Origin of the sequence: Streptomyces sp. NBC_00012 (assembly GCF_045040875.1) — a bacterium.
Lineage (GTDB): Bacteria > Actinomycetota > Actinomycetes > Streptomycetales > Streptomycetaceae > Streptomyces.
The window spans coordinates 7590685-7609377 of record NZ_CP108309.1; the positions used below are offsets into that span (position 1 = coordinate 7590685).

Genomic DNA, 18693 nt, shown 5'->3' on the forward strand with positions numbered 1-18693 from the left:
CTGCGCTTTATTTACTGTCGCGGAATCGCCAGATCTGACGGAGCCCTATACTCGCCGGAGCTGCTGGTTCTGGGCCGGGCACCACCACCCTGGGGGTTGCTGTGGCAGCTGGCTGCTCGACGCACACGGCGCAGATCATCGACCGGGACGGGGCCGTGGTCTCCACGGCCGATGTCCTGCTGGAAGTCGAATGGTCGCGCGTCCTCGATGACATCTCGACGGCCCGCGTTCGCATCGCCCCGGATGTGGACTGCTGCGCCAGCCTCTCCCGGTCCGCTCCTGGCGCCACAAGCTCGCGATCTACCGGGACGCTGCACCGGTGTGGGAGGGGCCGATCACCGCGCCGGAGTGGACGGCCGACGGGGTGGACATCAGCGCCGTAGACATTCTCGGATGGCTCGACCGCCGAGTCCCCCACAATGACCAGCAGTTCGTGGCCCACGAGCTCACCGAGGTATCGGCCTGGCTCATCGATGACGGCTTCGCCCCGGATGACCCGGGGCACACGGTGCAGATCATCGGCCCGTCCCGTATCCGTGGTGACCGGGCCTATCAGGTGGATGTGGGGCAGACCGGTGACCACCTGCGGGATCTCGCCGCGACCGGCATCGACTACACCGCCCTGGGGTCAGCGATCATCATCCTTCCCGAGGACCATTACGCTCGCGTCGTCTCCCTGACGGACACGGATTTCAGCAGTCCGCTCGTCGTCGCGGAGGATGGCCTCGCGCTCGCCACGCGGTGGGTCATCCACGGCAAGGACACGATCAAGGGGGAGGCCGGCGGGGTCCACCCCTACTACGGGCTGCTGGAGCGAGTCGCTGAGGAGACGTCGATCCTGGACGACAACTCGGCGGAGGCGGCAGCCCGATCCCGCCTCGCAGCCTCGTTCCCGGCCCCGGTGTTCATCGACTCCCAGGAGGCCACCTTGGCGCCGGACGCGAGCGTGGACGTACCGGCCCTCGTACCCGGCTGGTGCGTGGACGTCACCACCACCCAGACCTGCCGCACCATCTCCCAGAGCCTCAAGATCGCCACGGTGAAAGTGAAAGAGGACAGCAGCGGCGAAACAGTGTCGGTGCAGCTCACCCCGGCAGGGGTGTGACGACGTGGCACTCCGCGGCTCCGCACCCAGACGCTCCCCGGACAACCCACTCGCCGGCGTCCTGCGGGACCTCGACCGGCGCACCCGGTCGATCGAGCATCAGCCCAAGTCCAGCCCCGAGCCCGGCCCGAGGGGCGAGACCGGCCCCCAAGGCCCGCAAGGAGATCCCGGCCCGCCCGGCCCGTCACCGGGCGCGACGGTCGCCGTCACCGACCGGGACGGGCGCGCCACCTGGACGTTCGACACTCCGCTGCCGGAGCCCCCTGTCATCAGCGCCGTTGCGGCCGACCCCAGGCATGGCGAGCGTGGGCCGCGCACCGTCACCGTGGAAGAGGTCACGGAGACATCCGTCGCGGTGCGGGTGTGGCGTACGCGGCCGGTCCTCGGCCTTGGGCTGCTGCCCGCCGTCCCCACCGCCGGGATTGCTGTCCACCTTTTAGCAACCGTGCCTGGCAGCCCACCCGATGGCGAGGCGCAAGAGGGTTAAGGCCAATACCGTTCAGTTAGTGGCTTGGATGGTGATGTGGGGGCTGTGTTTGGGCTGGGGCCAGTGTGTGTGGTGGGAGCGTTTCGCGGCCCATTTCAGGACTTTGCGTTTGACGACTCGGGGGTGTGAGCGTTTTCGGCGTGTTGGGTTGAGGTGTTGGGTGAGCCATCGGATGGCGTGATGCCAGATCGCGTCGGCTGCGTCAGCGCCCGGAGGGGGGAAATGCGCTCTGCGCGACTGAACGGCGAGCGATGCGGAGGGCTTTGACGAAGGAAACTCTGTCGGGGTCGTGGCCGGAGAGTGCGGCAGTGTCGGCCATCAGGGTGCGGATGGCGTAGTGGCAGCACAGGTGTCCCCAGATTTCTTGCTGGACAAGGTCGGGGGCTTTCGAGCTCAGTACCGCGCGGGGCCCGCGCTGGTGGGTTTTCAGCTCGTCGAAGGTGGTCTCGATCTCCCACCGTTGGGCGTAGGCGGCTGCGAGGTCCTCGGCGCCGGCCTCGGCAGGGTCGAGGATCGTGGTCAACAGCCGGTACTCCTCGGCGTTGTCCCGGCCGTCATCGACCGTGTAGTCGATCACTCTGACCGTGAGCGGCTCCGTCGTGGCCCGGTTCGTGCCCGACGTCGGGACGATCCGGGCCAGCCAGGACCCATCGGCCAGGGTTTCCAGATACCGGGGCCGCAGGTTCGTCTTCACTCGCCAGAGCAGATCCGCACCCGTGGCCGCGGCCTGCTGCCAGAGGCGGAACCCGTAGAAGCCCCGGTCTGCCAGGACCAGCTGGCCCGGCTCCAGCCGCCCGACGAGCTGCCGGGACAACTCGATCTCCGACACGCTGCACGGGCCGGTGGCAGCGTCGAAGACCACATGGGTGCCGCATTCCGCCAATGCCACCAGGCGGGCCTGCGGAAACGCGGCCCGCTCCCCCCGGCTGGAAGCGGGCCGCCCGAAGAACTCCGCGTTGGCTGCCGTGTCTGCCACATCCAGGCACGTCCCGTCGATCGCCACCAGGCGACGCCCGGCCAGCCACGACCCCGGCGTGCCAGGCCCCGCCAGCGGACGCGCAACCCGAGCGAAGAGATCCCGCACCGGCTCGAACCCCAGACGAGACCTGGCCTGGAAGATCGCCGACTTCGAGGGCGGCGTGAACGACTCCGACCACCCCGACGCCCACGACAGCCCGTCCGTGAGCTGCGCGAACACATCCTCGTAGGAGCCATCCGAATACAGCGCCATCCCGATCGAGAAGTACGCCATCACCCGTGCGGGCAACGACCGGTGACGCCGCTCGGTACGCCCCGCCTCCTCGATCACCGCGTCAACCACATCCGCGGGAAACACCCGCGTCAGCAACCCCACAGACACCAAATCCGACAACCGGACATCAGACGACGGCTTCACCCAACCAGAACGCGGCATCCCCCACGATAACCCAGAAGCACTTAACTGAACGGTATTGGGGTTAAGGCTCAACGCCAGTGCCTTAAAGGTCCGGTAAATCTGGGTCACTTAAGGCGCTGTTGAGGGTTAGATCGCGTCGGTGTCCCCATTTTCAGGCCAAACTCCACCGATGCCGACGGTGTCCTGCGTAGCTGGATCGCTACCGGAAATGGCATCTTTCGTATTGTCAGCAACGTTGTTCCTAGAGGATGATGTCGGGCCATGGGGACACGACGGCGCTTGTTGTTGCTCTGGATGCTCACCGCGGGGTTGTTCCTCGTTGCTGCGGTGAGACTTTGGCCAAAGTTGAAGCTCGGGGACATCGATCCGCTCGGAGGAGTGGCGGGAACGATCTCGTTGGGTGTCGCGATCTTCGCCGTCTGGGACGTCAGACGGCAAGCGGCCATGGGTACCGTCGAGAACGCAGACCGACTCGCACTTGTGGTGAAGCATGAGGAAAGCGAGGCGCGCAGGCAACTACTAGGGGACAGTCACAAACCGATCGACATCGGATTCCGGCTGCGTCCGGCGCCTGACCACGCATTGCCCAACAATCTGAACGCGGGCAGTCTGTTGGGTATTGTCGATTATTTCGAGGACCTCGAACCCGGGAAGCGACGTCTGGTCATCCTGGGTGAGCCCGGTGCAGGGAAGACGGTACTCGCACTTCAGCTGGTTCTGGAGTTGCTGAATCGGCGTGAGGACGGTGCTGGTGACGCGGTTCCGATCCGGTTGTCTCTCGCCTCCTGGCCTCCGGAAACGGACTTTGAACAGTGGTTGATCCGAAGTCTCTGCGACATGTTCGGGCTCAGTAAGACTGCCGCCGCTCAGTTAGTTCATGATCGGCGTGTCCTGCCTGTACTGGACGGGCTGGACGAGATGGACGGCGCTGGACGCACGGGCTATAACTCCCGTGCTCGGCAGGCCGTGAGCGCGATCAATAACTATCTTTCGGGCACAGGAATGGCCGATCTCGTGGTTATTTGCCGAAAGAAGACTTATCGCGGCCTGAGGGATATTAAAGTGTTGGCGCAAGAAGCCGCCCATGTTGAGATTAAGTCCGTTTCTGCGGAGACCGCACGGCAATTCATCGAGTGGCGGACCAAGGCAACTGATCCGGGGCGCTGGAACTCCGTACTGCAGGAGTTAGCTGCCCGGCCGCACGGAGCCTTGGCCAAGGGGCTCTCGAATCCCTGGAGACTTACACTCGCACTGTTTGTTTACGAGCATCGCAACTCCGGTTCTGAGGCTGGAGAATGGTCGCGTGACCCAAATGACCTGGTCCAGGTGGCGGGGCGCGGCCAAGCTGCGATCGGTGAACACCTGCACGAGCTGTACGTGCCGGTGGCTACGGACTTGCACTTACGGACAAGGGGAGGCCCGTACTCTCCGGAGCAGGTGCACGGCTGGCTGGTAGCGCTCGCTTCTAATCTGAACGACAATTCGGCCGAGAATCGAGTCATTGATGGTCGGCCGCTGTCCGGAACGGATATCGCGCCCCTTGAGCTTTGGCCAATCGCCGGGGAGCGTATGCCTTTGGCGGTAGCCAAGCTGCAGACGTACTTGCTTCTATTTATCGGGACTGTGCCTCCCTTGATGTTCGAGGACCGAGTCCCGGGTTCTCTGGTGTTGACGTGGTTGTTCTTGATCACGTTCGCCTCTTATCGCATGGACAAGGCGCCCACCTGGCCGGATGATCGGCATCTGAGTCTGCGTCGGCTACGGCACCGCGAGAGTCGAGTAATGCTGTTTCTCGGCTTCGTTATTGCCTTCGTTGGGGCCCTCGCGGCATTGTTCTTACTGGCCTTCGTTGTGGGCTTCTTTAGTGGCTCCGAGTGGGTGTTGCGCAATGCTCTCCAAAATGGACTCGCGGGAGCTTTATCGTTCGGATTATCGTACGGTGCGCTCATCGGTCTGAAGGCAGACAAGGAAGCACTCGTCGTCCGGCCCAAGGATCCGCTGCGAAGCAGCCTGTTCTTCGCCCTCGTCATGACTGTGCCCGGAGTCATCGTCATCGGCGCTATCCTCACCTTCGCGTACAGTGGGAACGGCGACCTCGGTGCAGGATTGTCTCTGCGGCTTATTGCGGCGATTCCTGCAGGAATGGGAATGGCCTTCGCCTTCGGGTCCGGCTTGGGGGTGTTGCGCTATCTCTCGCTTTTGATCTGTACACGCCGATGGAATCGTGTTTACTTGCCCTGTCGGCTTGGACGCTTCCTTGACTGGTGCTACGGGGCTGGGCTGTTGCGGATCTCGGGTACTTCCTATCAATTCCGACATCGTGAATTGCAGGATCATCTGGCGCGGAACACCGTGACTTGAGTTGCCGGTGGTTGATCAGGCAGCAGGCGTGTTCGCGGAGGAAGGCTCTACGTTCCCAGCGGATTCAGAGGCGTTGCCCTCCCTCTGCGTCTTCAAGGGCGATAATCCATGGGTGAACAGCAGCTCGCCTGGTACCGAAGGCCCCCCGACACAGGGTTAACCGGCTCCTTCCGCATCGAACTGATTGCTGTGGCTCTGAAGGGGTGTTCACGATGACCAGCCATGGTGCGGATTAACCGCGGGTTAGTCTCGATGTAGTCGCTGGTTGTGGGCCGGGCTGCACTGCAACCCCCTTGGGAGGGGTCATGGCTGCGGTCTGTGCATGTGGTGAGTACTTCAATGTGGATGACACCGGAGAGCTGTGCCTGAATCCGGGCACGATGGGCCTCCGTAAAGTCGTCCAGTACGGGAGTGCGGGCATCTACAAGTTCACGAAGGCGGATTACCCGTGGTTGGCCCGCGTGCGGGTCAGGGTCCAGGCGGGTGGCGGTGGTTCGGCTGGTGCGGATGCCGACCCGAAGCAGCTGATCTCCCGGCCCGGTGGATCGGGCGGGGGTACTCGGAGTCGGTGATCGAGGTCGGCGCCCTCGCTGGCGTGGAGTCGGTCGTCGTCGGCGCGGGTGGCGCAGGCGGGAGCGGTAACAACGCAGGTAGCGCGGGCGGGGCTTCCTCCTTCGGGGGCACGGTGACCGCTAACGGCGGGAACGGCGGCGGGGACGGCATGGTGTCAGACACGACGAACACGACATCGAACGGCACCAGCGCGCCGACGGGCGGAACGGGGCAGATCAACATGGGTGGCGGGCCTGGTGAGGGAGCGATCCGGATGGGGATGCGTGGCTTGTCAGGGCGCGGTGGGGACTCCCATCTCGGGTTCGGTGGGTACGGCCGGTCCACGTCTGGTCCGGGGGGCACTCCTCGCGGACGTGGTGGCGGCGGCGGTGGCGCGTTCTCTTCGGACGGAGCGAAGTACGACGGGAGTCCCGGGGGTACCGGGATCGTAATTGTGGAATTGTTCGGTTAGTTCGCTTTGCGGGTAGTCGCCGTTGCGCTGTTTATCGGGTTTGCCGACGGCGACAGCTACGCTTGTGATGCACAGACCGGTGCTCGTGCGTGATCGTCGCGGGCGACGGCATTCAAGTCGACGGCGCAGGCAGCCCGTCAAATCCCATCGTGATTACCGCGAAACCGGCCCCGCTCGTTGCCGCCGATAGCAGCTGCATCACCCTGAGCGGCCAGGGCACCACCGCGGCCCCGCTCAGCGCCGCCCCGCGCCTGGACCCGAACCCGACCAACCTCCTGGCGTGCGGACCGGCCGGGCTCCTCCTCGCCGGAGGCACGGGCGGCACCGTGGCGACCGGATGCGGCCTGACGGGGGACGGATCGACCGGCAGCCCGGTGACCGCCGCGACCAAGGCATGGCCGCACCCATGCACCATCGACACCACAGCAGGTGGCGTCTACTGCGACAGCACGGGGGTGCTGCGGTCCGAGCCCCGGACCCGGGTGTCGAACGCCTCGACCGACGGAAATCAGGCGTACCCGGCCACGGCGGTACCGGCCGGGAGCGACGTCGTTGTGACGACGAAGACGCTCAACATGAATAATCCGGACACCTGCCGCCCAGCCCTCGCCTGGGTGGTCGTGAGTATCGACGTCGATTTCACCCTCCCCGCAAATTCGTCGGCTGTCGCAGGAATCGGAGCCGACGACATGCAGGCATTCGTGAACCGCGGCAGCTCCACAGCGACGGGGGTGCACACGCAGGTGACCAAGAGCTGGCGGCGGAGCATCCCCGCCGGAGGAACCCTGACCGAGCCTCTGGAGATCACGATGGGGCGCGGTACCGGCGGGGCCACATACACCCGGATCCAGTGGTCGATTCAGGCCCTCATCATCAGCGCCTAGAAAGAGCTCTGACTCATGGACGAAACGCATTTCTACCGCCACGCCGACGGCTCCTTCTCCACGGCGACGTTCAGCGGGATCGAGGACCCTGTCACGCCTCCCGAGGGCGCGGTGGAGATCACCGAGACCGAGTACAACGAGGGCGTCGCCGCGATCGAGGCGGCCAACGCTCAGCAAGCCGCAGAGCAGGAGGCGGCGGAGCAGGAGCGCGCCCGCCAGGACTACGAGGCACTGATCGCGGCCGGCATCCCTGCGGAGACCGCAGCCCGCATGTCCGGGTACAACCCGCCCCACCCGGCCGTGGACGGCGCGCAGAAGAAGGGGCGCTGACGTGGTTACCGCCGACGACCTGACGCACCGGTTCACCTACCACCCGCCCGCGACGCCCAAGCGCGCCGCAGCTCACGCCACGATGCGTGGAGCATGCGCGGGGCTCGCCGCGACGATCGCGGACGTGTGCCCCGCCGGGCGGGAACAGGCTCTCGCGATCACCAAGATCGAAGAAGCCATGTTCTGGGCCAACGCAGCGATCGCCCGAACTCGGAGGACGGAGGACGGCTGATGGCGGCCCCGCTGACCGCCGAGCGGCTGCTCCAGGCGCTCCGCGCTGAGGGTGTCCGCGTCGTCGAGGTCGGTAACTGGCGTACGCGCAACCGGAACCACAAGGGCTCGTGGGGGCCGGCGAACGGGTCGCTGGTCCATCACACCGTGACCCGGGGCACGGACTCCACCGTGAGGATCGTCCGCGACGGGTACCCGGACCTGCCGGGCCCGCTGTGTCACGGGATGATCGCGAAGAACGGCCAGGTGCACCTGGTCGGCTGGGGCCGCACCAACCACGCCGGCGGCGGTGACCCGCGCGTCCTGGACCAGGTGGTTGCCGAGTCGTACAGCAGCAGCCCGACACCGCCCACCCGCGGCAACGCCAACGGGGTCGACGGCAACGCCCACTTCTACGGGTGGGAGTGCGAGAACCTCGGCGACGGCCGCGACCCGTGGCCGGCCGCCCAGTACGACGCGATCGTCCGCGTTCAGGCCGCCCTGTGTCGGGCCCACGGGTGGTCGGCGAAGTCTGTGATCGGTCACCGGGAGTGGAGCGCGGACAAGGTCGATCCGCGCGGTATCGACATGCCCCTGCTCCGTGCCGACGTCGCTGAGCGGCTGAGGCATCCGGCGAGCTGGAACCCGGGCACTGGCCCGAATGAGGAGGACGACATGCCCGACTACGTGAACCTTGGCCTGGCCAAGCCGTACACCCTGGTGCCGAATGCGTGGGACTCGATCGAGTTCACGCAGGAATGGAGCGACACCGCGGCCGGCCACGCGGCGGGCGGCAGTGTCTTCGTGCGCGGGGCTGCTCGTTTCACCGGCAGTATCAGCCTGCGGTTCGACGGCCTGCCGGTCGGTGACGTCGTCCAGGTCCGCATGTCGGAGTTCGAAGGCGACGAGTACAAGGCCGACCACCCCGTCCACGAGGTCGTCGGCACGCCCGGGGGTGCGTTCGGTGTCACGCCGCTGACGAAGCGAGTCGGGAAGGGCCGCGGTATGCGCGTGCGGCTGCTGAACCAGTCCGAACAGTCGATCACTGTGTCGAGTGCGGTCCTGACCGCGCTCGTCTGGAAGGAGTCCTGATGCTGCCCTCCGTTCTCCGTACGTTCGTTCCGCTCCTCGCCGGGTGGATCATCGTTGCCCTGACCGGGCTTGGCTTCTCGGTTGACTCCGGCAGTGTGCAGACCGCGATAGCGTTCGCGGTCGTCGCCGCGTACTACCTGCTGTTCAGGTTCGTCGAGCGGAGTGTCGATAAGTTCAACGGGCCTGCTTGGCTGAAGGGCGCGGCGGGTGCGCTCCTCGGCTACGCCCGGCCCCCGCGGTACTCGTCGACGGACGACGTCGCCGAGCTGGTGAGGCAGAGCCGCCAATGAGTCCGCCGCCGGAGCCGGAAACGCAGGCCATTGCGGTCGAGTTGGAGAGATTGCGGGGGACGGTCACGACGGGGTTCGCTGAGGTCAAGGGCAGCCTGGCTGTCCTGGTCGAGCGGTCCACACGTAACGAGCAGGACCTCGTACGCCTCCGCAACGACACGCAGAAGTCCCTGAACGAGCTGGGGGCCGAGGTCGACGCGCTCAAGGCCCGGCGGTGGCCGCTCGGCATGGTCGGCGCGATGGCCGGCGTCGTGGGCGCCGCGACGGGGGCGATCGCCCTGTTCCGGTGACCTGCCCTTCGAGACTGAGCGCCCGCCCTCCCGCTCCGGGGCGGGCGCTCTGCCATGTTGGCGGTCACGGGCCACTTGGCCGAGGCGCATCCCGGGTACTGACCCTGGCCCGCCCGATGTCCGTGCCCGTCCTTACGGTGGTTGTGTCCTTTTCCGTATGGCTGCTGGCTGCTTGCTATCGACTGGACCTGACGCCCTCGCTCGACACTGAGCGGGGGCGTTGCACGTTATGCCGTCTGGTCGACGTCGCCCCGTACGAGGTTGGCCCACGCAGTGAGGAGATGCCGGTACTCCTCCGTGCGGTGCGGGGTGGCGGGCTGGTCCATGAGGCAGCGGATCCGGGCGTTGACGTTGTCGAGGGCAGGGGGCACCTGGCCGTCAGGCCGGGGAGGAGTTGGCATACCTGAACCGTACGGGCCACCACGGAACGAAGTCAGCCGAAGGCGCACAAACCGCAGCCCTTGCCGCTGTGCTACTCCAGGATTCCGAGTTCGGTGTCCGGGCGGCAGTGGATGCAGGCCCGGACGCCGGCGACGAGGGCCTGGAGCGCCTGCTCCCTGGTGACGGACCGGGTGTTCCGCGCCATGTGGCAGCCGCCGACGTGGACCTCGGTGGGCGGGGCGCCCTGGCCGATGCCGCGTTCGACCACCCAGTCAGGTGTGGGTGGGCGCCGCTCCTCGCCGCGCTTGTGCTCGGCTTCCCGCTGCTCGGCTGCTGTGATCGCCGTGTCCACGGCGCGCAGGCACATGACGTGCCAGGCCCGGAGGCGTGGCAGGTCAGGCGGAAGGTCGATCACATGTTCGATAATAGGTCTGCTTGGTAAGAGGTGCCTCACTGGCCAGCCGTGCCTTGTGTCTCCACTTCTCGCCCATACTCCATGCGGGTGGTGTGGGCTCTGGGGCGTCACCGTCGAAGAGGGACCGCGTCAGGGGGGACGTCATGGCTCGGGCCTGACCGCCGACCGCTGACCTGCGGAATTGAGCAGACTTCTGCTCAAGATGCTGGAGAGGGTATGTGCTACTAACGTGATGCCTGTGAGAGTCGCAACCGGGGCGCGCCTCGGGCGACAAGATTCCGGAAGGACCGGAACCAATGAGCGGCGAGACGTGTTCCCGCTTGGAGCTGTGACCTCTGCGAACCGCACCGTATGTCTTGCATGCGCTGTGGCCACCCGCCTGCGATCTTCGGTGGCGGAAGGAAAGGTAGAGACTCATGCGAGCACCTCATATCAAGCGTTCCCTCGCTGTAGCCGCCGCCGGTGTGATGCTGGCTGGTGGCGCCGCCGTTGGTGCCGGAGGGGCAGCTGCGGCCGCCCCTGCCCACGCGACCTCCGCGGCTAGCCACTCCTACGACCGGTGCGGCTGGTGGGATGACTGCGGCGGGTACGGCTACGGATACGACAACGGCTACGGATACGACAACGGGTACGGCTACGGCTACGGCAACGGGTACGGGTACGGCTACGGCAACGGGTACGGCAACGGGTACGACAACGGCTACGGTCGCGTAGCCATTGTCGTGGTGGGCGTACCCGGCGGCTACGGCGGATACTGAGCCAACTCGGGGAGAGGTGAACTAGGGCGCGCATCGAGTCGTGATCAATCTGCGGGATTCGCCCTCGCGGCGGTGCCTGGACCGGTAGATGTTCTTGCATGACGCGAGTGCAACTGGCGGACACGGATTGGGAGTTCATCGAGCCGTACCTGCCCATCGGCGAGTACGGCCCGTACCCCGAGCGGCTTCGGCAGCAGTTCGAGGGCGTGATCTGGCGGTTCAAACGGGCGGGCAGTGGCGGGAGATGCCGCAAGAGTTCGGTGCCTGGTCGACCGTCCACAACCGCTTCCGGCAATGGCGTGACGCCGGCGTCTTCGAGGCCCTGCTGGAGGGCCTGATCGCGGAAGCTGCGAAGCCCGAGCGGGAAGAGCGACGACGCATCCGGCGTCGCCGAAAACTCCTCGCCTGGGGTGGCAGCGATTCGTTTCCGGTGCGGTTCGGGTGGCCAGCAGGTCAGTGGGTGGGACGGATCATCACGGTGAGTACCGGCGAAGCCGGTGACGGCTGGCTTTGCCCGAGATCGCTGTACCCCACGACTCGTACAGGCGGTGGACGGCCCCGTCGCCAGCCGCCTTGTTGACCATGAGGGTGACGAACGGCTTGTCGTCGTGGGTGGCGAGCAGGGCGTCGTGGAGGATGCGGGCCGTGCCGGTCTTCCGCCAGGCCTCCACGACGCCGAGCTCCTTCAGCGACACGGTGAGGTGCCCGGTGTACTTCTCCGGCGGCTCCGGGGCGGTGCGCTGCCAGTACCGGTCGCCGTGCCGGATCGTGTTGCTGTAGGCGTAGCCGACCGGCTGCCCGCCGACGTAAGCGAGGACGGCCGTGAAGTCGAGGTCGGCGCCGTGCCGGTCCAACCGCTCTCCGAAGGTGTGGACCGCGTAGTTCGGCAGGTGGAGGAGCGGCGCGCGGACCTCGGCGTACACGTCCAGGAGATCCCCGCGGACAGGGTCGAGGGACGTGTGTGCGCGGAGCTCGATTGCGGGTGCCGTTGTCATGCGGTGGCCCTCCAGGTGGTTGTGTGCTCTGTCCAGTTCTGCAAGGCGGCGCTGCCTGGTGCGGTGGCGCGCAGGGCGGCGGTGAACTCGCGCAGCATGCGGCTGACCCGGGCGTGCTCGGTAGCGGCGCCGGTAGGGACCTTCATCGCGGTGGCAGTGGCCGTGTCGGTGTCGCCCTGCGCGAGCTGGGCGTGCGCGAGACGGGTCGTGGTGATGGCCCGGGACCGGACCATGTGGGGTCGGAGGCTGGCCAGGCAGCTGTGGGCGTGGAACTCGGCGGTCGGGTAGTTGCCGAGCGACAGGTACGCCGAGAGAGCCAGGGAGTGCAGCTCGGCCTCGTCCCAGAAGGCGAGCATCCACATCGGGCGGTGCTCGTCGGGATCGGAGCGCAGCATGGCGTCCTGGGCCTGGTCGAACGCGCGGGTGGCGCTGGGCTGCGCATGTGCTGCGCCATGGATGGCGCCTTGCCGGGCGAGGCCGAGGGCGACGAACTGGGGGTCTCGTCGGGTGATGTGGAGGTTGCGGGCCACGTCGTTTGCGGCGAAGGCGTCGGCGGGGCGGCCCATGTGCCGGTACATGGTGCCTGCGTGGCTCCAGATGCGGAACTTGATTGCCTGGTCGCCGCTCATCTCGGCGAGGGTCTGCGCTTTGCGCATGTGGGCTTCCGCGACGTCGTAGCGGCGGCCGTCGACGGCGGCCCACATTGCGGAGGACCGGAACGCTGCCGCAGCAGCGTAGAGGTTGCGGCGTACCCGCTGAGTGGCGCTGCCGGCGTTCTGGAGGGTCAGGGCCTCGTCGGCGAGTGCGGCGGCTTGCTGTTCGATGTCGACCTGTCCGCCTCGACGGTGGTCGCTTGCGACGATCTCGGCGAAGCGATCCTGTAGGCGTTCGACGTCGCTCATGCCGATCCGGCGCGGTGCGGCGGTGCCGGGGGCTACGGCTGCTGCGGTAGCGGCCGCAATGCCGCCGACGAGGGTGCGGCGCTTCATGGCGTCCTCCTGCTGCGGTGGGGCGGGGGTGGGCAGAGTCCGGCCCCGTGGCACGAACCCTAAAGCGGTCACGGGCAGGCCGGACACCTCCTCAAGTGCCCTACGTGTCGCCGATTTGGGCCATCTGACTCGTCCCGACTTCCAGGACCGGACCGACGATCCGTCCAGGCCGCCGGGGCGTCCTGTGAGGCTTTCAAGGGCGGTATTCACCACCTCAGCCAGGCTGTTGGAGCTGTGACCGTGCTCGGCCATCCACGCCTCAAGAGCGGCATTGCGCGCGGCGTTCATCCACTCACCGTAGCCCCATGCTCCCTGACGGTCAGGTAATGCTGAGGTCGAATCGCCCAAGGGGGCCATCTCGGGTTTCCCCCGGAAAACCCTAACCGCTGGCGCTGCAAGCCGAGTTGTCTTGGTGTCAGCCGCCCAGCCCCACGTAGCGGTGGCTGTTGACGGCCCGGCCTGCCCCACGCCCCCGTCCGGAGTGCAGGCGGGGCGCCGAGACAACAAGCGAAGGCTCCAAACCGATGACGAGTCGCAACGCGCCTATTCCCTCCGGCTCCAACAGCCGCCCCGTGTTCGTGCACTCCAGACGCGACCGCGAGCTCGCGGTCGGCCACTGGTTGCTCAGCGCAGCTCCGGACATGAATGAGGCTCGCGACCAATGGGCGAGGACAGGTATCGCGCTCCTGCGGTGCGGCGGAGTGTTCACCGCGGTCCGTATCCAGGCCGACATTGTGCAGGCTGCCGCTGGCACTGAGGAGCCCGACCTCGTCGATGCATTTTTGGGGGAAGCGCTCCAGGGCGGTCCCGTGTTCATCGACATGTCCTCTCGGCGGTATTACGTGCTCGTTCCGGTGAGCACGCCCGCCGGCCGTTGGGTGCCGGGCGTCGAGTCCCTCGGCCCCGGCTCCTTCCTCGGTGTCCCGCGCCCGCAGCGGACCGAGCTGGAGGAGTCCCGCTCCTACTGGTGTGTGCCGATGGACGGGCCCGGCACCCTGTGCAGCCTGGATGCGGTCTGGAAGCTCATTGCCTACGGCAGGCACCAGCAAAGTGCCGGGCAGCGCCTGGCGGAGGAGGACGGCCGTGGATAGGGCACCAGTGAATACCGCGGAGGCGTCGTACCAGACGCTGTTGGGCCACACCTTGGCGTGCGCGGCCTGCCGTGCTGATGCGCCGTGTGAGACAAGACGTGCGTTGACGCGCGCGTGGAGAGCGTTCTGCCGTGATGACATCCGGCCTCCTTCAGAGCAGGGCCGATGACCACGGCGCCCGCTGCCCCGCGCTGGGAGCATCCCGTGAGGCAGGCAGACCAGCCCTTCGACCCTGACCGGCTGCGCTGGATGCTCAGCAAGGTCCAGAAGTGGCAGCCGTACGTGGACGGTGTCCTGCTCGACGATGTCGCATTTCGTGCTCGACGACTACGTGCCCAGCGAGGAAGAGGTCGAAGTCCTCGTGACGCGGCTGAGTGGTCACCTGCTGCGCCTGGTGCAGCTTGCGGTCACCTCGAAGGTGGACCAGCAAAATCAGAAGGCCTCCGATCTCGTGAAGCGCGCACGGGCCACCCGCTCCGTCGCACTGACCGGGGACCACTCCCAAGACGTCGGGCATCTGCGCCGGATGGCCTGGACGCTCGAAGCATTCCTGGAGCGCCTGGTCGAGATCCAGTGCCTCAAGGAGGCACCACGAAGCGTGTGCGCCCTGCCTGGCAGAACAGAGGAGGAGAGGGCCCTCGCGTAGATCTCTGCCTGGAGGCCCGGACGTCATCCGGCCTGGCCGCCAAGCAGGCATGTCCCCCGGTCCGGGGCGGGGTACTGACCGCCAGTCTCCCTCACGGCGAGCCCAGCCCCGGACCGGGTTCCAGAGCCCAACCGCCTACCAGAAGGAGGAGCACGGTGAGCTCTACCGCTTCCCGTAGCCCGGCCATCCCCACGAACCCGTTACTCAACCGGCTCCGCACCGCCCCGTCGGGGGGTGAGTAGAGATGGGCTCCGAGTATTTGTCGGGCGCGGGACGAGACATCCTCCGCGTCGTTACGTACAACCTGCGCGAGGGCGGACTCGACGGGGACGGGGTCGAGACCGGAACCGGTGCGATCGACATCTCGCGCTGGGAGCAGCAGATCAAGCTGTTGCTGCTGCTGAAGCCGGACGTGCTGTGCCTCCAGGAGGGCAAGTACTACGACCGGAACGACTTCGAGATGGCCAGGAGAACCGGTCAGGCGCTGGGCATGAAGTGGTACCTGGCCCCGTCGAACAGTCACGGCTCCCACCTGGTGACGCTGGTCAACCCCCGCCGCGTAGAGGTCCGGCGCTTCGTGCCCGACGCCGCGGAGGGGAAGTTTCACCACACGCTGGCCAGGGCCGACCTGGTGGACCTGCGCCCAGGCGGGAACTTCACCGTCCTCAACACGCACCTCGACCCTTTCTCGCCGGCCAACCGCGCCCGGGAGGTCACCTGGTTGACCGAGTATGGGGCGCGGGACGACGTGATCCTGGCCGGCGATCTCAACTCCGAGGTCCCAGGCGACCCTGCGGTCACATCGTGGAGCTGGCTCCCAGCGGAGCTGCACTCACGCCACCGCTTCCAGAACCCGGACGGCACCTACGCAGGATCGGACCGGCGCGCCCTGTCCGCCCTGCTCCACGCGGGTTTCCGCGACCCCGTCACACACCTCGGATTCCCGTCGGCCAGGACCGTCGGGTACTGGTCCCCCACCGAGCAGCGCGACTTCAGGTCCGACTACGTGCTGCCCGCGCGGGGCATGGCGCCGCAGCTGAAGAACTTGCTGGTCCCGGACACGGACGACATTCGCGCGATGTCCGACCACCTGCCCGTCTGCGGCGATTTCGCACTGCCACACCAACCGTAAGGAGACTCTCATGACTGCCACCTTGGACCGGGCGCGGGAAGCGTTCCCGCTCTCCAGCGGCCGACTGCCGCTCAGTACGGAACGTCCGTCCGGGCCGGAGACACGGCCCTGGGCGCTGCGGTTCGCCCGCACCCCGGACTCGACCGGTGCCGTTGCCGTTCCGGCCGCGTTCTACGACCGGGACCGCCAGGTCAACATCTCCCACGACGGGGGCCGGCTGACGTGCATGGCCAACACGCACCAGCCGACGGTGCCGGACAGGTCGATGACCAACCCGCCGCCTCTGGACGAAGGGCCGAAGGACTAACTCATGTCCCTGCCTGTCCTGGTGATCGCGGCCAACGATGACTGGCCGACCGATCGCGTCGTGACTGAGCTGACCGGCCGTGGAGTCGAGGTGTTCCGCATGGACACCGAGGACTTCCTCCAGTACCTGGGAGTGACGGCCCGGATCGGTCAAGGGCACGGATGGGCGGGCGAACTGGCCACCGCTCAACGAACGGTGGACCTGTACCGGGTCGGCGCGGTGTACTACCGCGCCCCCGGGGCGTTCCAGTTCCCCGCCGGAATGACCGGCCCCGAGGAGCGGTTCGCCGCGGCCCAGGCCCGTGCCGGGCTCGGCGGTGTGCTGTCCGCACTGGAGTGCCGGTGGGTCAACCATCCGACGTTCATGGCCCGCGCCGAGTACAAGCCGGTGCAGCTCGAAGCGGCCCGCGCGTCCGGTCTGCGGATCCCGGCCACGCTGATCACGAACCGCCCGCAGGCGGTCCGCGACTTCGCGGCAGCCGTTGACGGCCCGCTGATCTGCAAGCCCGTGTCGTCGCCGGTGCTGATCGAGGACGGCCAGTTGAAGACCGTCTACACCCAGCTTCTTACCGCGGAGGATCTCGCTGACCTGCGCGGTATCGAGAGCACCGCCCATCTGTTCCAGGCCTGGGTAGGCAAGAGCCACGAAGTTCGGCTGACGGTCGTCGGGCAGCGGATGTTCGCCGCCGAAGTCCATGCGGGCAGTGAGGCCGCGCACGTGGACTGGCGGTCCGACTATGGCTCGCTGACCTACACCACGACGGATGTCCCCGATGATGTTGCCGCAGGGATGCGCCTCCTCATGGACCGGCTGCGCCTCTCCTACGGGGCCGCCGACTTCATCGTTGACCGCGCTGGGCGGTGGTGGTTCCTTGAAGTGAATCCGTGCGGGCAGTGGGACTGGATCCAAGGGGCGACCGGGCTTCCGATCGCCGCAGCAATCGCTGACGAACTGCAAGGAGTAGCCACCTGATGGACTGGAAACCGCAGGCTGCCGCGCTGGCCCGCACGGCGGTGCGCCCGTCCTCCCCCTGGTACCGGCCGGTCGTGGACACGCCCCGGCATCTGTGTGTGCCGGCCTGGTTCACCGCGGGCCCCGAAGGGTGGACGCGGGCAGATGGTCCCGTAGACGAGGAAACGTGGGCACGGGCCGCGTACACGGATCAGACCCTCGTGACCCAGGTCGGCCCACACCACGCCGACCAGGCCGGTCCCCGGCCGGTGGTCGGGTCACCCACCTCGTCGAGCACGCTGCCGAGCCTTGTGGTCAGCATGCTCACGCTCGGGGAGCTGAGCGAAGGACACCGCCTCCTCGATGTCGGGACCGGCACCGGCTACAGCTCCGCGCTGGCGTGCGCACGGCTCGGGGACAGCGCAGTGACCACCGTGGACGTCGACCGCTACCTGACCGAGTCGGCCGCCAGCCGGCTCGTCTCCATCGGGCGCCGCCCGACGGTGGTCACCCAGGACGCGACGGAGGAGCTGCCCGACGAGTACGACCGGATCGTGTCCATGGTGTCCGTGCCCCGCATCCCCGCGTCCTGGCTGTCCGCGCTGCGGCCCGGGGGGCGCCTGGTGACGACCATCGCGGGGACCGGGCTGATCCTGACCGCCGACAAGACCGACGACGGCGGGGCCTCCGGCCGGATCGAGTGGGACCGGGCAGCGTTCATGCAGACCCGGTCCGGCGCCGACTACCCGCCCCAGCTCGACGAACTGTTCCAGAAGATCCGCGACCAGGAGGGCGAGGACATCGCTGTCTCGCCGTTCCCGGTTCTCGACGTCATGCAGGCCTGGGAGGTGTGGTCGGCTCTCACCCTGCACGCGCCCGGCATCGAGCACCGGACCGGTGTCGACGACGACGGCACCCGGACATCGTGGATGCTGCACGCGGACGGCTCCTGGGCGCGCGCCGAGACCAAGTCGGGCACCCGCACGGCCACCGTTCACCAGGGCGGCCCGCGCCGCCTGTACGGCCTCCTGGACCAGATCCGCTGGTACTAGGTCGAGAACGGTGAGCTGCCCGTGTACGGGGCGCGGGTGGCCATTGCGCCGGACGGGACAACGACTCTGTCTCGCGGGGGCTGGATCCTCACCCTGTGACCAGGCGGGGGTTTCTTCGTTGGCCTTGGACTGGGCAGACTGGGCAATCAGGAGTAGGGAAGGGAAGCCCCGTGAACGACGAGCCGTTGGACGAATGGGCTGCACGCCGGGATGCGAACCGGCCGGCGCCCGGCGCGCGCAGGGCGGTTCCTCTCGGTGAGGGCTCCACGCGGGGTGGTCACGTTGACCCGGATACGGCGCGCGGGATGCTGGAGTGGGACGGCCACCAGTGGGTTCCTTCCGGTGTGGCCGTGGACCGCGCCGTGGCCGCGCAGGAGACTGGTCCCCAGAACGCGGCAGAGCGGGTTCGTCTCCCGCGGTCCAGTGCTCTGCCGCCTGCTCCGGAGCCGTGGCGGCCCACCGAGGAGTGGTGGCGTCCCTGACCCGGCGACACCAGAGGGCCCGCAC

General features: G+C 67.3%; 20 protein-coding genes and 2 pseudogenes. 17 read left to right on the top strand and 5 right to left on the bottom strand.

Annotated elements, in window-relative coordinates; translation table 11 throughout:
- Window positions 1–319: 319 nt before the first annotated feature.
- A complete protein-coding gene (locus OHA19_RS34405; protein WP_405710178.1) occupies window positions 320–1105 on the top strand; it encodes a hypothetical protein in 786 nt (261 codons plus the stop codon).
- Between the two features lie 689 nt (window positions 1106–1794).
- Here OHA19_RS34405 and OHA19_RS34410 read toward each other — a convergent pair.
- Entirely contained in the window at window positions 1795–3006 is a 1212-nt protein-coding gene (locus OHA19_RS34410; protein ID WP_405752759.1) for an IS4 family transposase, read from the bottom strand.
- 243 nt (window positions 3007–3249) lie between these two features.
- Here OHA19_RS34410 and OHA19_RS34415 point away from each other — a divergent pair, with 243 nt between their 5' ends.
- From OHA19_RS34415 to OHA19_RS34445, 7 genes are all read left to right on the top strand, one after another.
- Complete coding sequence (locus OHA19_RS34415; RefSeq protein ID WP_405710175.1) at window positions 3250–5349, top strand: NACHT domain-containing protein; 2100 nt, start codon at window positions 3250–3252, stop codon at window positions 5347–5349.
- Window positions 5350–6522: 1173 nt separating this feature from the next.
- The gene (locus OHA19_RS34420) at window positions 6523–7257 is read left to right on the top strand and encodes a hypothetical protein (protein ID WP_405710172.1); all 735 of its coding nucleotides are present in this window, start codon (window positions 6523–6525) and stop codon (window positions 7255–7257) included.
- 15 nt (window positions 7258–7272) lie between these two features.
- Complete coding sequence (locus tag OHA19_RS34425) at window positions 7273–7587, top strand: hypothetical protein (RefSeq protein WP_405710169.1); 315 nt, start codon at window positions 7273–7275, stop codon at window positions 7585–7587.
- A gap of 1 nt (window position 7588) precedes the next feature.
- Entirely contained in the window at window positions 7589–7819 is a 231-nt protein-coding gene (locus tag OHA19_RS34430) for a hypothetical protein (RefSeq protein ID WP_405710167.1), read from the top strand.
- On the top strand, window positions 7819–8889 hold the full coding sequence (locus OHA19_RS34435) for an N-acetylmuramoyl-L-alanine amidase (RefSeq protein WP_405752761.1): 1071 nt from the start codon (window positions 7819–7821) through the stop codon (window positions 8887–8889). Before OHA19_RS34430 ends, OHA19_RS34435 begins: the two co-directional genes overlap by 1 nt.
- Complete coding sequence (locus OHA19_RS34440; protein WP_405710162.1) at window positions 8889–9179, top strand: hypothetical protein; 291 nt, start codon at window positions 8889–8891, stop codon at window positions 9177–9179. Before OHA19_RS34435 ends, OHA19_RS34440 begins: the two co-directional genes overlap by 1 nt.
- The gene (locus OHA19_RS34445; RefSeq protein WP_405710159.1) at window positions 9176–9469 is read left to right on the top strand and encodes a hypothetical protein; all 294 of its coding nucleotides are present in this window, start codon (window positions 9176–9178) and stop codon (window positions 9467–9469) included. The genes OHA19_RS34440 and OHA19_RS34445 overlap by 4 nt, the downstream gene beginning before the upstream one ends.
- Window positions 9470–9696: 227 nt before the next feature.
- On the opposite strand, the gene OHA19_RS34450 is transcribed toward OHA19_RS34445, so the two are convergent.
- Window positions 9697–9870 (bottom strand): hypothetical protein, encoded by a 174-nt coding sequence (locus OHA19_RS34450; RefSeq protein ID WP_405710156.1) that lies wholly within the window; start codon window positions 9868–9870, stop codon window positions 9697–9699.
- A 71-nt stretch (window positions 9871–9941) separates the two neighbouring features.
- Window positions 9942–10265 carry a DUF6233 domain-containing protein gene (locus OHA19_RS34455; RefSeq protein WP_405710153.1) on the bottom strand — a complete coding sequence of 108 codons (324 nt, stop codon included), beginning with the start codon at window positions 10263–10265 and terminating at the stop codon, window positions 9942–9944.
- A 416-nt stretch (window positions 10266–10681) separates the two neighbouring features.
- Between OHA19_RS34455 and OHA19_RS34460 the strand changes: the two genes are divergently transcribed.
- Together OHA19_RS34460 and OHA19_RS34465 are read left to right on the top strand one after the other, a co-directional pair.
- Complete coding sequence (locus OHA19_RS34460; RefSeq protein ID WP_405752764.1) at window positions 10682–11023, top strand: hypothetical protein; 342 nt, start codon at window positions 10682–10684, stop codon at window positions 11021–11023.
- 98 nt (window positions 11024–11121) lie between these two features.
- Window positions 11122–11393 (top strand): annotated as a pseudogene (locus OHA19_RS34465) (transposase); the annotation flags it as partial.
- Between the two features lie 83 nt (window positions 11394–11476).
- Here OHA19_RS34465 and OHA19_RS34470 read toward each other — a convergent pair.
- Window positions 11477–12018 (bottom strand): annotated as a pseudogene (locus OHA19_RS34470) (GNAT family N-acetyltransferase).
- A complete protein-coding gene (locus tag OHA19_RS34475) occupies window positions 12015–13295 on the bottom strand; it encodes an XRE family transcriptional regulator (protein ID WP_405752767.1) in 1281 nt (426 codons plus the stop codon). Before OHA19_RS34475 ends, OHA19_RS34470 begins: the two are co-directional and overlap by 4 nt.
- A gap of 236 nt (window positions 13296–13531) precedes the next feature.
- On the opposite strand from OHA19_RS34475, the gene OHA19_RS34480 reads away from it, so the two are divergent.
- The 7 genes from OHA19_RS34480 to OHA19_RS34510 all read left to right on the top strand — a co-directional run bounded on the left by OHA19_RS34480 (window position 13532) and on the right by OHA19_RS34510 (window position 18668).
- Entirely contained in the window at window positions 13532–14098 is a 567-nt protein-coding gene (locus OHA19_RS34480; RefSeq protein WP_405752769.1) for a hypothetical protein, read from the top strand.
- 304 nt (window positions 14099–14402) lie between these two features.
- Window positions 14403–14744 (top strand): DUF6415 family natural product biosynthesis protein, encoded by a 342-nt coding sequence (locus tag OHA19_RS34485; protein ID WP_405710144.1) that lies wholly within the window; start codon window positions 14403–14405, stop codon window positions 14742–14744.
- Window positions 14745–14988: 244 nt separating this feature from the next.
- Window positions 14989–15876: an endonuclease/exonuclease/phosphatase family protein gene (locus tag OHA19_RS34490; RefSeq protein ID WP_405752772.1), complete on the top strand. Its 888-nt coding sequence runs from the start codon at window positions 14989–14991 to the stop codon at window positions 15874–15876.
- Window positions 15877–15886: 10 nt separating this feature from the next.
- Window positions 15887–16183: a putative ATP-grasp-modified RiPP gene (gene tgmA / locus OHA19_RS34495; protein ID WP_405752775.1), complete on the top strand. Its 297-nt coding sequence runs from the start codon at window positions 15887–15889 to the stop codon at window positions 16181–16183.
- A gap of 3 nt (window positions 16184–16186) precedes the next feature.
- On the top strand, window positions 16187–17155 hold the full coding sequence (tgmB, locus tag OHA19_RS34500; protein ID WP_405710135.1) for an ATP-grasp ribosomal peptide maturase: 969 nt from the start codon (window positions 16187–16189) through the stop codon (window positions 17153–17155).
- Entirely contained in the window at window positions 17155–18186 is a 1032-nt protein-coding gene (locus OHA19_RS34505; protein WP_405752777.1) for a methyltransferase domain-containing protein, read from the top strand. Before tgmB ends, OHA19_RS34505 begins: the two co-directional genes overlap by 1 nt.
- Before the next feature lie 170 nt (window positions 18187–18356).
- Entirely contained in the window at window positions 18357–18668 is a 312-nt protein-coding gene (locus OHA19_RS34510) for a DUF6087 family protein (protein WP_405752780.1), read from the top strand.
- Window positions 18669–18693 lie beyond the last annotated feature (25 nt).

Excerpts from the sequence above, each read along its gene's own strand:
- tgmB (WP_405710135.1), top strand. The coding sequence starts at position 16,187 with ATGTCCCTGCCTGTCCTGGTGATCGCGGCCAACGATGACTGGCCGACC.
- OHA19_RS34505 (WP_405752777.1), top strand. The coding sequence starts at position 17,155 with ATGGACTGGAAACCGCAGGCTGCCGCGCTGGCCCGCACGGCGGTGCGC.
- OHA19_RS34435 (WP_405752761.1), top strand. The coding sequence starts at position 7,819 with ATGGCGGCCCCGCTGACCGCCGAGCGGCTGCTCCAGGCGCTCCGCGCT.
- OHA19_RS34410 (WP_405752759.1), bottom strand. The coding sequence starts at position 3,006 with ATGCCGCGTTCTGGTTGGGTGAAGCCGTCGTCTGATGTCCGGTTGTCG.
- OHA19_RS34445 (WP_405710159.1), top strand. The coding sequence starts at position 9,176 with ATGAGTCCGCCGCCGGAGCCGGAAACGCAGGCCATTGCGGTCGAGTTG.
- OHA19_RS34440 (WP_405710162.1), top strand. The coding sequence starts at position 8,889 with ATGCTGCCCTCCGTTCTCCGTACGTTCGTTCCGCTCCTCGCCGGGTGG.
- OHA19_RS34475 (WP_405752767.1), bottom strand. The coding sequence starts at position 13,295 with ATGAACGCCGCGCGCAATGCCGCTCTTGAGGCGTGGATGGCCGAGCAC.
- OHA19_RS34415 (WP_405710175.1), top strand. The coding sequence starts at position 3,250 with ATGGGGACACGACGGCGCTTGTTGTTGCTCTGGATGCTCACCGCGGGG.
- OHA19_RS34450 (WP_405710156.1), bottom strand. The coding sequence starts at position 9,870 with ATGCCAACTCCTCCCCGGCCTGACGGCCAGGTGCCCCCTGCCCTCGAC.
- OHA19_RS34490 (WP_405752772.1), top strand. The coding sequence starts at position 14,989 with ATGGGCTCCGAGTATTTGTCGGGCGCGGGACGAGACATCCTCCGCGTC.
- tgmA (WP_405752775.1), top strand. The coding sequence starts at position 15,887 with ATGACTGCCACCTTGGACCGGGCGCGGGAAGCGTTCCCGCTCTCCAGC.
- OHA19_RS34425 (WP_405710169.1), top strand. The coding sequence starts at position 7,273 with ATGGACGAAACGCATTTCTACCGCCACGCCGACGGCTCCTTCTCCACG.
- OHA19_RS34485 (WP_405710144.1), top strand. The coding sequence starts at position 14,403 with ATGTCGCATTTCGTGCTCGACGACTACGTGCCCAGCGAGGAAGAGGTC.
- OHA19_RS34480 (WP_405752769.1), top strand. The coding sequence starts at position 13,532 with ATGACGAGTCGCAACGCGCCTATTCCCTCCGGCTCCAACAGCCGCCCC.
- OHA19_RS34460 (WP_405752764.1), top strand. The coding sequence starts at position 10,682 with ATGCGAGCACCTCATATCAAGCGTTCCCTCGCTGTAGCCGCCGCCGGT.